Below are 14,187 nucleotides of genomic sequence, written 5' to 3'. Positions count from 1 at the left end.
GGCACGATATGCATTATTGAATGCAATAAACCTGAAAATTTTTTTTGTCACCAGATATCAGCCGGTAGTTAAGAATACCTTGGCTAATGCTGATCAAATTCGTTAATCGATAACATCAAATCCTGCATCTTCGATAGCGGTTCTTAATTGATTAACGCTCACAGTGGACGGGTTGTGTTCAATGACGGCCTCACCGGGGTCGAGAGAGACTTCAACCCGGCTGATATCCGGCAGTTTCCCAAGTACGGTTTTGACACTGTTGACACATCCCTGGCAGGTCATTCCCTGAATTTTTATAGTGGTTGTCTGCATTTATTTGCACTTCCTTTAATGATTGGCTTGCCAGCGCTTCAATAATAGTGAATTACTGACTACAGATACTGAGCTCATTGCCATGGCAGCGCCGGCAATAATCGGATTCAGCATGCCGACTGCAGCCAGCGGAATACCCAGTGAATTATAGATGAAGGCAAAAAACAGATTCTGGCGTATTTTTCTGAGTGTGGCACGTGACAGCGAAATGGCATCGGCCACGCTCATCAGATCGTTGCGTATTAACGTAATATCTGCTGTTTCAATAGCCACATCCGAGCCTGTACCAATAGCAAAACTAACATCTGCTTCGGCCAATGCCGGTGCATCATTGATGCCGTCACCCACCATGCCGGTAAATTCTCCATTTGCTTTCAGTTTTCTGACCTCTTCCGCTTTGTCCTGCGGTAATACTTCAGCACGGTATTCAGTGATGCCGGTATGCTTGGCGATCGCGTCAGCTGTGATCTTGTTATCGCCAGTTAGCATAACTACTTTTATATCCATTTGCTGCAAGCGTTCAATCGCGCGCACAGATGTATCCCGCAATTGGTCTGCGATAGCAAGATAGCCCAGAACCTGTGGACTGTCATCCAATCCAGTTTTCGCCACAGCGATGACTGTTTTGCCTTCCGTCTGCAACGTGACGATTAATGATTTGTCCAATTGAACGTTATGTTGTGTTAGAAATCTGGGGGAGCCTAGGATATACAGGCTGCTCTCTATTCGAGCCTTGATGCCGCCACCCGCGACAGCAGAAAATTCTGCTACCGGTTTAAGCTTAATCTTCATTTTTTTTCCGCATTCGTTTACAGCCAGAGCAAGCGGATGTTCTGATCCTTGTTCCAGCGATGCAGCAATCTGTATCAAATCAGTCTTGCTGATCGACTGGACGGGCAAGATATCGGTTACCTTGGGTTTTCCTTCGGTCAAAGTGCCGGTTTTATCTACAATGATTGTTCGAATTTTTTCAGCGTGTTCCAGGGCTGCTGCATTCTTGACCAGAACACCCGTCTGGGCACCACGCCCGGTACCGACCATGATAGCCGTCGGTGTTGCCAGTCCCAGTGCACACGGGCATGCGATGACGAGTACAGACACGGCATGGATCAATGCTGTTACGAATATACCGGTTAGCCACCAGGTTAAGGCAAGTGTGAGAATGCTGATAACGACAACGACTGGCACGAAAACTCCTGAGATAGTATCGGCCATGCGTTGGATCGGGGCTTTTGAGCCTTGCGCTTCTTCGACTAAGCGTATAATGGCGGCAAGCTGTGTTTGTGCGCCGACGCTGGTTGCTCGACATTTAAGCATGCCTTGCTGATTAGTGGTTGCCGCAAAAACCTTGGTTCCGGGCTGTTTGCTGACCGGCAGGCTTTCACCGGTCAGCATCGATTCATTGACACTGGAAGAACCTTCTACAACAATACCATCGACTGGAAGGTTTTCACCGGGGCGAACGATGAACACATCGTTTACCTGCAACGTATCTGCAGGTACCTCAACCATTTGACCATCTTGTTCGATACGCGCTGTTTTTGGCTGCAGTTTGATGAGCGCCTCAATCGCATCTGAAGTCCTGCTTTTGGCGCGCGCTTCCATCAGTTTTCCCAGCAACACCAGTGTAATAATTGCCGCACTGGCCTCAAAATAAACATGCTGTTCCAGTGAGAACGCCGTTACAACAGCGCTGAAGATATACGCCATGCTTGTTCCCAGTGCAACCAGGACATCCATGTTGGCTCCGCCGCCGCGCAATGCATTCCAGGCACCCGTATAAAAACGCTTGCCTATCCAGAATTGTACCGGCGTTGCGAGCATCCATTGAAGCCACCGCGGCAGCACATCCATATCATGACCGGTAAACATGGCGCCCATCTGCGATACCAGAGGCAGAGTGAGTGCGGCTGAAATCCAGAATAAACGCAGTTCGGCCTGGTAGGCGGCCTGACGGCGTGCTTTCTCTTCGGCATGATTTGTTTCGCTGATTTCTTTGGCGCCATAACCTGCTTTTTCGACCGTGGTGATGAGTTGGTCTTTGGTCACCAGGCCGGGTATGAAATCAACTTTCGCTGTTTCTGTCGCAACATTAACCTGTGCTTTGACACCGGGCAACGCATTCAATGCATTCTCGATATGTCCTCCGCACGCGGCACAGGTCATCCTGTACAGCTGCAGTTGCAGCATCTGTGGTGCGATCTGAAAACCGGCCTTTTCGATAGCGTGGATAAGCGTACTTGTTTCGATCTGCCGGTCGTCATAGTGGACACGCGCTTTCTCGCTGGCGAAATTGACAACCGCTTCTACACCCGGCAGTTTATTCAGATTTTTTTCGATGCGGGCCGCGCAGGCTGCACAGGTCATGCCCGCTATTGGAAGCTCAATTTGCTTGAGCGTGGCTGTGTTCATTTTTGTTCGTCATATTTCAGTCCAGTCAATCGATAGTTTGTCATCGACACAAACAATATGTCAGTCATGACTATCATATGGCGTGAAAAATTGTAAAATTCAAGTGTGTAGCCGACAATTTTTAATGATTGAAATGATTCGGTACCAGCAGGCCGTCAATCAATTGAATGCTGTCACCGCGGTGCAGGTAAGATGCGTCGGGAACCCGGATTATTTGCTGTGTGCCATCATTCATGGTAACGCCCACGTGATAATCAGGATGATGTCCACCAGTACGGCCGGAATGCGGATGTGCGCCGTGCTCGACAATTTCTTTTGCTATGGTGCCCGCCACGATACCGCTGGTGATCGCGCTGTGTGTGTTTTCCTGACCAATGATACGAATGAAGTCAATGACCCCGCAATTAATACAGCCGGATTGCGCTGATGCTTGAGGAAAAGGCGTACTTTGAGGGATCGTTGCAGGTGGACAATGAATAATACCCGCATCGGTGCTTTTGATGCTGATGCTGTTCCTGGCCCCTTTAATTGCAGTACCTGTACGCTGCATGGTTCGGGGCGGCGGGTATAAATCGGGTTTAGAGCCAGGAACAGGTATCAATGATTGCCTGGCGGATTGCTGCGCTTCGGATTCATTGGTCTCGCCAGGCTGACTCCATGCAGCTGTGGCAGCTGAAATCAAGGCGGCAGTCCAGGCAGCCAGAATCAAGCTTTTTTTGCTAACGCGCATTATATTACCTCACCGTATTGATTCTGATTTGTAATAAAGTAATTACAGAAGCCAAACTTTGAGTCTAAAAGAAAGGATAAGTTTCTTCAACTTTGTGCAATGTGCAATGGCCATTGCAAGGAAGATCAGAAATAACAATCACTATGATTATTCATCATAGTTATGTGTTGTCATTTTCAGAATGATCTGACCTTGTTTTATCGTTTTCTTGTTTGTCTTTTTTTAGAGTCAGCGCAGCAATAATGATACCGGCCTCATATAACAGGCATAATGGGACTGCCAGCATGAACTGGGAAATGACATCAGGCGGTGTAACAATGGCAGCAATGACAAACGATCCAACGATAACGTAAGGACGAATCTCCCGAAGTTTTTCAATCGTAATAAAGCCGGTTTTGACGAGAACCATCACGACAACAGGCACTTCAAATGTTATGCCGAACGCCATGAACATGGATAAGACAAAACTGAGATATTTATTGATGTCGGTCATTACAGCAACGCCTTCCGGTGCAAAATAGGTGATAAATTCGAACACCAGAGGGAGAGCTGCAAAATAAGCGAACAGCATACCAGAAAAAAATAGCAAACTGCCGGCGAACACGAGTGGCAGTGCCAGACGCTTTTCATGTGTATACAGGCCAGGGGCGATGAAGGCCCAGGTCTGATACAACGTATGTGGCAGCGCAATGACAAAGGCGAGCATCATTGCGACTTTCATTGGTACAAAAAAGGGGGTGGCGACATCTGTAGCAATCATTTGTCCCCCTTGAGGCAGTTTTTCCAATAGCGGCTGTGCCAGCATTGTGTAAAGTTCCCGGGCATAAAATGCGCAGGGTATAAAACCGATCAACAGGCCGCTGATTATACGAATCAGCCGGGTGCGCAATTCCACCAGGTGCGATAAAAGCGATCCTTCAATGGTCATGGTGGCTAACTGAGGCGTGTGGACGATGGAGTGGTCATGATTGGTGCAAATCAGAAATATGAGCGACCGTTAAGGTGAAGACTGGTTGTGGTCAGTTGATTGCTGGCGGGATGTAGAAGCAGTCGATTCTGTTTCCGACTCCGGCCCCGATCGCGAACGGGAGTCATTCGGGTGTGTCTGAACAGCCTTGTTGTTTGATTCAGATTCAGTCACCGATTTGATTTCGTTTATCTCCTTGCGTACGGAGTCTTCTATTGATTGCACGGTATCCTGCATGGTGTGATGCATCTGCTTTAGCTCCTCCATGCGTATTTCATTATGAATGTCGGTTCTGACACTGTAAACAAACTGCCGGCATCGACTGATCAGATGACCCAATGTCCGCGCCACCTGGGGTAACCGCTCAGGTCCCACGACTATCAGAGCAATGATAGATATGATCAAAATTTCAAAAAAACTGATATCGAACATGTTACTGCCGTAAATAGCCAGATACTGTCAAATCAACAATGCTGGAAGCGTCTATTGCCTATATATCATTGCTTTGTCGAGTATTAATCGCAATGAATTGTGTCACGTTTTAGGCTGGGAGTTTTCCTTGTCCTTGGGTGTGCCGACAGTATGATTGTTGTTATCGGATTTCTGTTCGTTTGGTTTATTGGTATTCTGGGCTGTTTCCGTGCCAAATGTTTCTTTATTCGTAGGTTCATCATCAAATGTGAGGCTGTCAGGGTCTGAAGTGTGGGATGCGTTTTTTTCAGAATCTGCATCTTTCATGCCTTCCTTGAAGCTTTTGATGGCGCTGCCAAGATCTCCGCCAAGATTGCGCAGTTTTTTTGTACCGAAAACCAGAACAACGATAATTAATACAACGATCCAATGCCAGATACTGAATGTACCCATTTCTGCCTCCTGTGTTCTATCGAACAGTATTAGCTTTTTTGCATCATGGCAGGCAGACGCTCCTTACTGCCGATAATATGGATATGCAAATGAAAAACTTCCTGGCCACCAACACGGCCAGTATTAATAATCGTGCGAAAGCCTTCAATACACCCCTGTTCTTTCGCAAGCTCTGGTGCCAATAATAGCATTTTTCCGAGTATCGCCTGATGCGTTTTTTCGCATTCCATGAGCGATGCAATGTGCATTCTGGGTATAATCAGAAAATGTACCGGTGCAGCCGGATTAATATCATTAAATGCAATGAGATCATCATCCTCATAAACGATCTGTGCTGGAATTTCTTTGCGTACAATTTTGCAGAATATACAGCCGTCATTTTCCATCATGTTTATCCTTTTTCACCAGCATCCCGAGAGGCTTTTTCGACGATGCCGGAAACACCTTCGCGTCTTTCCAGTTCCTGTAGCACGTCTGCTGGCGTCAATCCATGATATGCCAGCAGGATCAGACAATGAAACCAGAGATCCGCGGTTTCCCGGACAACGTGCTGCGCATCGCCATCTTTTGAAGCCATTAATGTCTCTGCAGATTCCTCTGCAATTTTTTTTAGAATTTTATCATGCCCGCTGTGAAGCAGTTTTGCGACATATGAACTGTCAGCATCAGCATGCTTGCGAGTTTCGATGGTTTCTGCCAAACGATCCAGTATGGTAGGTTGCATTATTTCTTATAAATCGTATCCGGATTTTTTAGAATTGGTGATGTTATAACCCATTGTTTATTTTCAAGTTTCCTGAAAAAGCAATGATGCCTGCCGGTATGGCAGGCGATGCCGCCATTCTGTTCTACGCTTAACAGTACAACATCGCCGTCGCAATCAAGGCGGATGTCTTTTATTTTTTGTGTATGGCCTGACTCTTCACCCTTGTGCCAGAGCTTTTTGCGAGAGCGGGACCAGTAGACTGCTTCGCCTTTTTCAACCGTTAATTTAAGCGCATCCCGGTTCATCCAGGCAACCATTAAAACTGTTCCACTTTCGGCTTCCTGCGCAATCACCGGAACCAGTCCATCATCAGACCAATTAATTTCACTCAACCATGTCGAAGTCATCGGGTGTAAATAATAAGATAATCTCGATTTATTCTATCACTATAGGCGGACTTCGATACCATTATCGGCCATACGCTGCTTGGCCTGGTTGATGGTGAATTCTCCATAATGAAAGATACTGGCGGCCAGTACCGCGTCCGCATGACCATTCAGAATGCCATCAACCAGATGGTCCAGGTTGCCAACGCCGCCGCTGGCAATAACAGGAATGTCGATGGCGTCTGCAACAGCGCGCGTCAGTGCAATATCAAAACCATTACGCGTACCGTCTCTGTCCATGCTGGTCAACAGAATCTCGCCTGCGCCCAGTGCCTGCATTTTATTGGCCCATTCAATCACGTCAATACCTGTTGGTTTTCGTCCTCCATGTGTGAAGACCTCCCAGCGGGGTTCGTGATTTTCAACGATAACCCGCTTGGCATCAATCGCGACCACAATGCACTGTGCGCCGTAGTGGTCCGAAGCGTCGGACACCAACTGTGGATTAAGAACAGCCGATGTATTGATGCTGACTTTGTCGGCCCCGGCGTTGAGCAGTCTGCGCACGTCTTCAACTTTTCGAATCCCCCCGCCAACTGTCAACGGAATAAAAACCTGCGACGCCACAGCTTCAATAATATGAAGAATCAGGTCACGGTCGTCCGAACTGGCGGTAATATCCAGAAAAGTCAATTCATCCGCGCCCTGTTCATCGTAGCGGCGTGCAATTTCGACAGGATCGCCGGCATCGCGTAACTCGACAAAGTTAACACCTTTTACAACGCGTCCATTGGTGACGTCAAGACACGGAATAATTCGTTTAGCAAGACCCATGGGTTGGATGCCTGTAAAGGGAAAGTTTAGGAAAGTGCATGCAGCAACGAAAACAGTAAGGCAACGTTATCAGAAACCGTAGCTCTTGCGGAGTTCGTCGGCGAGTGCCTGCGCAGCTTTAAAATCCAGCGTGCCTTCATAAATCGCGCGGCCAGTGATTGCGCCCATGACACCTTCAGTTTCAATTGAGCACAATGTTCGCACATCTTCCATATCAGTAATGCCGCCGCTGGCGATGACAGGGATGGTCAGCTTGCTGGCCAGATCAACAGTCGCCTTGACATTGACGCCATTGAGCATGCCATCGCGTCCGATATCGGTATAAATAATGGCCTCAACACCGTAATCCTCGAATTTAACAGCCAGATCAATGACGTCATGGCCGGTGACTTTAGACCATCCGTCTACCGCGACCTTGCCCTCTTTTGCATCAAGTCCGACCAGGATATGACCTGGGAATGCGTTACAGGCGTCGTGCAAAAAACCGGGAATCTTGACTGCGGCCGTACCGATAATGATATAACTGACACCTTCGTCAAGATAGCTCTCTATGGTATCCAGATCGCGGATACCGCCACCCAGTTGAATCGGGATTTGGTTGTCGATCGCCTGTACGATTTCCCGAATCGCATTTTTATTTTTGGGTTTACCGGCAAATGCGCCATTCAGGTCAACCAGATGCAATCGTCGTGCGCCCTGGTCCAGCCAGTGTGCTGCCATTTCTCCCGGGTTTTCCGAGAAGACGGTGGCGTTTTCCATCACGCCTTGTTTCAGACGTACACAGTGTCCATCTTTTAGATCAATTGCAGGAATAATCAGCATGCCAAATTCATCAAGAGTTGAGTTGTTAAACCGAGTTTGTCTGTACCTACTTGTACGAAAGAAGGCAATTTCAGGTTTCCGGAGTCCATCTTGTAAAGTTGCGTAAAAGCGTCAGTCCCGTATGATCACTTTTTTCAGGATGAAACTGTACCGCGAAAATGTTGTTTTTTGCAACTGCGCAGGTAAATGCAAACGGATAATGGCTCTGTGCGGCAATAATGGTGGAGTCCGGTGTGTCAACATAATAGCTGTGGACAAAATAAAACCGTTCATCGTTGGCAATATCCGACCAGAGCGGATGGTCATGCGTGTGGAATACCTGGTTCCAGCCCATATGGGGTACTTTAAGTTTTTGCCCGTCAGGCATCGTCATGGCTGCTGCGGGGAAATGTACAACTTTGCCGGGCAGAATACTTAACCCCCTGACATGACCTTCTTCACTTTCCTCGAACAGCATCTGCAGGCCGATGCAGATACCAAGGAACGGTTTGTTTTGGGCCGCCTGCACGACTGCGTCGTGTAGCCCGTGTGTGTTCAGCGCATGCATGCAGTTTGGCATCGCTCCCTGACCGGGGACGACAACCCGCTGTGCGCGACCGACAACTGCCGGATCACTGGTCACGGTGACCGTGGCCTCAGGCGCAACATGCTCGAGTGCCTTATGGACGGACCGCAGGTTTCCCATTCCGTAATCAACTACTGCTATATCGGTCATTGCTGGTTAAAAAGGGAAGAATGAGATCAGCTTATAACATGCCTTTGGTTGATGGGACGACGTCAACGGCTTTCTGGTCATATTCGAGTGCCATTCGCAGCGCGCGGCCAAAGGCCTTGAATATGGTTTCTGCCTGATGGTGTGCATTTTTACCGGCCAGATTATCGATATGCAAAGTAACCAGTGCATGGTTGACGAAGCCCTGAAAAAATTCATTGATCAGGTCGACATCGAAATCGCCAATACGGGCCCGGACGAATTCGGCATTCAACGACAGGCCGGGGCGCCCTGACAAATCGATGACAACGCGGGAAAGCGCTTCATCAAGCGGCACATACGCATGTCCGTAGCGGCGGACGCCTTTTTTGTCACCGAGTGCCCTGGTGAAAGCCTGGCCGAGAGTAATGCCGATGTCTTCAACGGTATGGTGCGCGTCGATATGCAGATCGCCTTTGGCCGAAATTTCCAGATCCAGCATGCCATGACGTGCGATCTGGTCGAGCATGTGTTCCAGAAACGGTACACCTGTATTCATTACGGCGTGGCCGCTGCCATCCAGATTCAGGCTGACCGCGATCTGGGTCTCCAGCGTGTTACGTGTGACTTGGGCCTGGCGCATGGATCAACAAGGTTATTGAAGCAGGTTTTGCGGACCGGGATTGGTTGAATCTGAATTTATTCACTTAACACTTAATAATAATGTTTTTAATGCTGTAATGAATTGTGTGTTTTCTTCTGGCGTGCCAACTGTAACACGCAGGCAATTATCCAACAAGGCATGCGTGCGATCAAGATTTTTAATTAAAATATTGCGCTGTTTAAGCTTATGAAACAGATCACCGGCATTATTGACACGAAACAGGATGAAATTGGCGTCCGAAGGAAATACCTTCAATCCATCGATGGCGCTTAACTGTGCGTGCAATCGCACACGTTCGTTTTTGATAAGTTCCGCTTGATTCAGCAGTACATCCATGTGGCGTAACACTGTTTGTGTGACGCGTTGCGTCAATATGCTGACGTTATACGGCAGGCGCAGTTTTTCAAATTCGGACAGCCACGCCGGGCGGCCAATGAGCAACCCCAGCCGCAGCCCCGCCAGTCCAAGCTTGGACAATGTGCGCATCAGCAGCAGATTGGGGTAATCAGCCAGCTTGCCTATGACACTGGCATCGGCAAACGCGTGATACGCTTCGTCGATCACCACGATTCCGGGCGTTGCCTCAATAATTTTCAGTATGGTGCTTTCGTCAAACAGGTTGCCGGTTGGGTTGTTGGGATAGGCGAGAAAAATAACAGCCGGATGATGGCGTGCTATGGCTTCCAGCATGGCGTCGAGGTCAAGTGCAAAATCCGCAGTCAAAGGCACGCCTGTGTACTGCATGTTGGCAAACGTCGCAATCATGCGAAACATGACAAACGCAGGTTCAACACTCATCACAATGGCGCCGGGCCGTGCTGTCGCCATGGCAATAATCTGGATGATTTCATCAGAACCGTTGCCGAGCATGACATCCATTTGGTCCGGAATTATCAGCGCTTTGCGCAGCGCCGTTTTCAAATCAGTTGCGTTCGGATCGGGGTAGCGGTTGATCGGTGCGGCAGCTGCAATGCTCGAGATCTCGCTTTGCAAAGCCTGCGGTAACGCATACGGATTTTCCATTGCATCAAGCTTGACCATGCCGGTTGCCGGCGGAACATGGTAGGCCTTCAGCGCGAGAACTTCAGGACGGATAATGTCGGATGGGTTATAAGAATGTGGCATTCCGGCATTTTAACTTGGATGGGGCAAATTTTGTTGCAAAAACGAATAATAAGTGTAGAGGAAATTTTTATGATCCTGATTGGTAGCCGTCAGTATATAAAAAAACACCCCTGTTACGGGGTGTGCATATTGCTGTGAAGCGAAATATGTTTTAGCAAATGGAGCTTGCAGTTGCTGTAGATGTTTGGCAGCCTCCAGTAATCTGCCAAGTGAGTGTGCCAGCCCCAGCAACAGGTACAGGTGTAAGCACGTATGTGTCAGCAGCTGTAATGCCATTAGAAGCAACTGGCGTGGCTGTTATTACACCCGCATTATCAACAACGATACCTCCAACTTGTCCTGTTGCAACTGCCAGATCATTAGGTACACCAAATAGTGCTCGAGATGCGGCTCCTGTTGTACCGGTTGCTGGAACCTGAACTGCGCCGGCATTATTGCAGCCACCCGTTTGGAAACATACCTCGACAGCGGTTTTGTATGGAGCTGTAGCATTTATAACCTCTGTATATCTGGCTTTCAATGTGTAGTTTTGATAAGCAGGTACTGCAATCGCAGCCAGAATACCGATAATCGCGACAACGATCATCAATTCAATCAATGTAAAACCTTGTTGTGTTTTGTGCATGTTGAGTCTCCTAAAATTAGTTTTTTTCATTCCACACAGTGTGTGTGATTTATTAAAAGCAGGAATCGTGCCAGTTTTTGTTCTAACATCTTTTTAATTGCCAAAAACTTCATTCCACAGCGCGATAACGGCAAGGCGGCCGTCGTTTAACTGCTCGGTTTCGACACGGTTAAGTGCCTGCACAGTGCCGTCGGTTGTAGGCGTGCCTGTCAGGTTGTCGTCGCTGTTGAGCCGCTGGCGGTGCTGGGTGCGACGGAATTCGCGATAAGCGCGGCGGGCTTTCTCCGCGTTTTCGGCCGAGATCAGGTTCAGTTGCGCAGCCAGTTTCAGTAACGCGATATTACCGATGTTGCCCGTCAGTTCGGGGTGTCGGTGTGCATGACCGAGGATGAGGAATTGTACGATAAATTCCACGTCAATAATGCCGCCACGGTCGTGTTTGATGTCAAACAGTGCAGTCTGGTTAGGGTGCGCGTCGCGCATTTTTTCGCGCATGGATAATATGTTCTCTTTCAGTTGCTGTAAATCACGTTGCCGGCAAAGTATTTCTTTTCTTGTTGATTCAAAGGCCTGCGCAACTTCCCCGTCGCCGGCGGCGCAGCGGGCGCGGGTCAGGGCCTGATGTTCCCAGACCCATGCCTGGCCGTGCTGGTATTGCGAAAAGGCCTCGATTGAATGTACCCACAAGCCGCTGTTGCCGTTGGGCCTGAGACGTAAATCAGTGGCATAAAGCAATCCGGCCGACGTCTGGCTGGTGAGCCAGGTATTGACGCTGTGTGCCAGTTTTGTATATGTTTCCGCTGCATCGGGGTGGTCGTCGTCAAACAAAAAAACAATATCGAGGTCGGACGCATAGCCGAGTTCTTTACCGCCCAGCTTGCCGTAACCAATGATGGCGAAGCGCGGTGTGTTACGATGTCGCTTTCTGAGACCGTTCCAGGCCAGTATCAGCACGGTTTCCAGAACCAGATCTGCCAGTGCGGTCAAATGATCGCTTAACGTTTCCAGTTTAAGCGAACCTTCCAGGTCTGTCGCCAGCAATCGAAAGACCTGCGCATGCTGAAAGTGACGCAAATGGTCCATTTGCCACCCAATTACGTCACTTTTAGGCTTGTTGACATGATTGAGCTGGGAAGCCAGCTCGTTTTTCAGTGCTTCCCAGTCCGGCAGGGGGTTGGGCTCCTGATGCCGCAACAGTTCATCGAGTACAATTGGATGCCTGCCCAGGTAATCGCTGGCCCATTGACTGATGCTGACAAGTTTGGCCACGCGCGGCAGTGTATCGGGGTGCTCCAGCAGGAGCGTCAGGTAGGATGCCGGCGATGATTTCTGCGAACTGATGGCTTCAAGCAGTTTGAGCATGCGTTCCAGCGTGGTTTCCACGGGTGGAAACCGGACAATTGTCTCAATCATGGCGGGCAACAGCATGCGGATCTTGTGCTGACTCAGTTCGGGCAGCTGCAGATAAAACTGGCTTTGATAGAACTGTTGTACACGTTCAGAGATTTTTGTGGGCTCGTCGAAACCCAGCGTGCTCAATTGTGATGCAGCAGCCTCTTTTTGCGCTGCATTCTCCGGCTGGGCTTGCCACAGGTGCGACAAAATATCGTGCGTGGGTGATTTTTTAGGCGCTGCAAAGATCAGCTCAAAATGATGAGAAACATGCATGCGGTGGACTTCGAGTTGCTGCAAAAACTTTTCGTAGCTTTGAAATCCCATTGATGTTGCGATAATCTCCCGATCTTCATTGCTGCCTGGCAGTGTCTGCGTTTGCTGGTCGTCGAGAAATTGCAGACGGTGTTCAAGCTTGCGTAAAAAACGGTATGCATCCACCAGTTCTGTGACTGTTTGGACGGGTAGCTGCTGTTTTCGCTGCAACTGCTGCAGAACGTCCAGTGTCGGACGGATGCACAGGTCGACGTCATGTCCGCCGCGTATCAGTTGAAAAACCTGTGTGATGAATTCAATTTCACGAATGCCGCCCGGGCCCAGCTTGATGTTGTCGTGCATTTCACGGCGTTCCACCTCTTTACGCACCTGTCTGTGCAGACTGCGCATTGAAGCGTATGCGCCGAAATCCAGGTACTTGCGAAATACAAATGGTTTGACGACTTGTTCCATCAGTCTGGATTCATCGTCTACAGATGTGTTTTCGGAAATCACGCGCCCCTTGATCCATGCATGGCGCTCCCATTCACGCCCTTGCGTCTGAAAATATTCTTTCAGCATATCGAAACTGATTGCCAGTGGACTGCACTCGCCATGCGGACGCAGCCGCATATCGACCCTGAAAACATATCCGTCAACGGTGTAGTCGTTCAAACTGGCGATTAACTTTCGGCCTAGGCGTGCAAAGAATTCATGATTCGAAATGGATTTCTTTCCATCGGTTTTACCATCTTCAGGATATACGAATATCAGATCGACGTCGGAGGATACATTGAGTTCGCGACCGCCGAGTTTGCCCATGGCGACGACCAGCAATTGCTGAGACTGGTTAGTGCCTTTCTTTTTTGGCGAACCGAAACGCTCGGGAGCGGACAGCCATTTTTCATGGTGGCTGAGCGCGTAGTTGATACTGATTTCAGCCAGATCGGTCATGGTTGACATCACTTCTGCCAGTTCGGCGTGTCCGCTGATATCGCGAACAGCCAGCCGCGATATGACCTGTCTGCGCAATATGCGCAAAATGCTGTTTAACCCGAATTCATCATGTACAGCGATGTTGGTGCCACACTGCAAAAAATCCTGCATTTCGGTCTTGTGGAAAGGGCGGGATGCGCTGCTGAGTAGCCTGGCTTTTTGCGAAGGATCGCTGTTGATAATACGCTGAAGAAACCGGCTGAAGGAGATTGCCTGCTCGAAATCAATAGTGATTGTCGGATTGTTTGTGTTCATGGCTTATTGTAACGCTAGTAAAATGATTTCCGAAAAAATGGTGCTTAGTTATATGTTGCTGTTTTTGAATTGTATAAAACAAAATAATGTCATCGGATAATTGAAAATAGAATCACACCAGAGTAGATGTTAGAATCAGTGTTTGGTTTTA

Annotated in this window: 15 protein-coding genes and 1 pseudogene; all 16 read right to left on the bottom strand. The window is 48.7% G+C overall.

Annotated elements, in window-relative coordinates; translation table 11 throughout:
• Positions 1-102: 102 nt before the first annotated feature.
• A complete protein-coding gene (locus BMY62_RS03725; RefSeq protein ID WP_090656814.1) occupies positions 103-312 on the bottom strand; it encodes a heavy-metal-associated domain-containing protein in 210 nt (69 codons plus the stop codon).
• Between the two features lie 15 nt (positions 313-327).
• On the bottom strand, positions 328-2,724 hold the full coding sequence (locus BMY62_RS03720) for a heavy metal translocating P-type ATPase (protein WP_090656812.1): 2,397 nt from the start codon (positions 2,722-2,724) through the stop codon (positions 328-330).
• A gap of 121 nt (positions 2,725-2,845) precedes the next feature.
• Positions 2,846-3,454: a hypothetical protein gene (locus tag BMY62_RS03715; protein WP_090656810.1), complete on the bottom strand. Its 609-nt coding sequence runs from the start codon at positions 3,452-3,454 to the stop codon at positions 2,846-2,848.
• Positions 3,455-3,614: 160 nt separating this feature from the next.
• Positions 3,615-4,382, bottom strand: coding sequence for a twin-arginine translocase subunit TatC (gene tatC / locus BMY62_RS03710; protein WP_090656808.1), 768 nt, complete (start codon positions 4,380-4,382; stop codon positions 3,615-3,617).
• Positions 4,383-4,451: 69 nt separating this feature from the next.
• Positions 4,452-4,853, bottom strand: a complete 402-nt coding sequence (tatB, locus tag BMY62_RS03705) for a Sec-independent protein translocase protein TatB (RefSeq protein WP_090656806.1) — start codon at positions 4,851-4,853, stop codon at positions 4,452-4,454.
• 270 nt (positions 4,854-5,123) lie between these two features.
• Positions 5,124-5,285 (bottom strand): annotated as a pseudogene (gene tatA / locus BMY62_RS16675) (Sec-independent protein translocase subunit TatA); the annotation flags it as partial.
• Between the two features lie 29 nt (positions 5,286-5,314).
• On the bottom strand, positions 5,315-5,674 hold the full coding sequence (locus tag BMY62_RS03695; protein ID WP_371264064.1) for a histidine triad nucleotide-binding protein: 360 nt from the start codon (positions 5,672-5,674) through the stop codon (positions 5,315-5,317).
• A 2-nt stretch (positions 5,675-5,676) separates the two neighbouring features.
• Positions 5,677-6,009: a phosphoribosyl-ATP diphosphatase gene (locus BMY62_RS03690; RefSeq protein ID WP_090656799.1), complete on the bottom strand. Its 333-nt coding sequence runs from the start codon at positions 6,007-6,009 to the stop codon at positions 5,677-5,679.
• On the bottom strand, positions 6,009-6,398 hold the full coding sequence (gene hisI / locus BMY62_RS03685) for a phosphoribosyl-AMP cyclohydrolase (RefSeq protein WP_090656797.1): 390 nt from the start codon (positions 6,396-6,398) through the stop codon (positions 6,009-6,011). The genes BMY62_RS03690 and hisI overlap by 1 nt, the downstream gene beginning before the upstream one ends.
• A 39-nt stretch (positions 6,399-6,437) precedes the next feature.
• Complete coding sequence (hisF, locus tag BMY62_RS03680; protein ID WP_090656792.1) at positions 6,438-7,211, bottom strand: imidazole glycerol phosphate synthase subunit HisF; 774 nt, start codon at positions 7,209-7,211, stop codon at positions 6,438-6,440.
• Between the two features lie 69 nt (positions 7,212-7,280).
• On the bottom strand, positions 7,281-8,033 hold the full coding sequence (gene hisA, locus BMY62_RS03675; protein WP_090656790.1) for a 1-(5-phosphoribosyl)-5-[(5-phosphoribosylamino)methylideneamino]imidazole-4-carboxamide isomerase: 753 nt from the start codon (positions 8,031-8,033) through the stop codon (positions 7,281-7,283).
• Between the two features lie 70 nt (positions 8,034-8,103).
• Positions 8,104-8,748: an imidazole glycerol phosphate synthase subunit HisH gene (gene hisH, locus BMY62_RS03670; protein ID WP_090656788.1), complete on the bottom strand. Its 645-nt coding sequence runs from the start codon at positions 8,746-8,748 to the stop codon at positions 8,104-8,106.
• A gap of 31 nt (positions 8,749-8,779) precedes the next feature.
• On the bottom strand, positions 8,780-9,367 hold the full coding sequence (gene hisB / locus BMY62_RS03665) for an imidazoleglycerol-phosphate dehydratase HisB (RefSeq protein ID WP_090656786.1): 588 nt from the start codon (positions 9,365-9,367) through the stop codon (positions 8,780-8,782).
• Positions 9,368-9,427: 60 nt separating this feature from the next.
• Positions 9,428-10,513, bottom strand: a complete 1,086-nt coding sequence (hisC, locus tag BMY62_RS03660; RefSeq protein ID WP_090656771.1) for a histidinol-phosphate transaminase — start codon at positions 10,511-10,513, stop codon at positions 9,428-9,430.
• A gap of 151 nt (positions 10,514-10,664) precedes the next feature.
• The gene (locus BMY62_RS03655; protein ID WP_371264063.1) at positions 10,665-11,168 is read right to left on the bottom strand and encodes a pilin; all 504 of its coding nucleotides are present in this window, start codon (positions 11,166-11,168) and stop codon (positions 10,665-10,667) included.
• Between the two features lie 63 nt (positions 11,169-11,231).
• Positions 11,232-14,036, bottom strand: coding sequence for a bifunctional [glutamate--ammonia ligase]-adenylyl-L-tyrosine phosphorylase/[glutamate--ammonia-ligase] adenylyltransferase (glnE, locus tag BMY62_RS03650; protein ID WP_090656766.1), 2,805 nt, complete (start codon positions 14,034-14,036; stop codon positions 11,232-11,234).
• Positions 14,037-14,187 lie beyond the last annotated feature (151 nt).

Origin of the sequence: Nitrosomonas marina (genome assembly GCF_900111605.1) — a bacterium.
Taxonomy (GTDB): Bacteria; Pseudomonadota; Gammaproteobacteria; order Burkholderiales; family Nitrosomonadaceae; genus Nitrosomonas; species Nitrosomonas marina_A.
The sequence above is the reverse complement of the archived record's forward strand: the minus strand, read 5'-3'. Positions and strand labels throughout refer to the sequence as shown.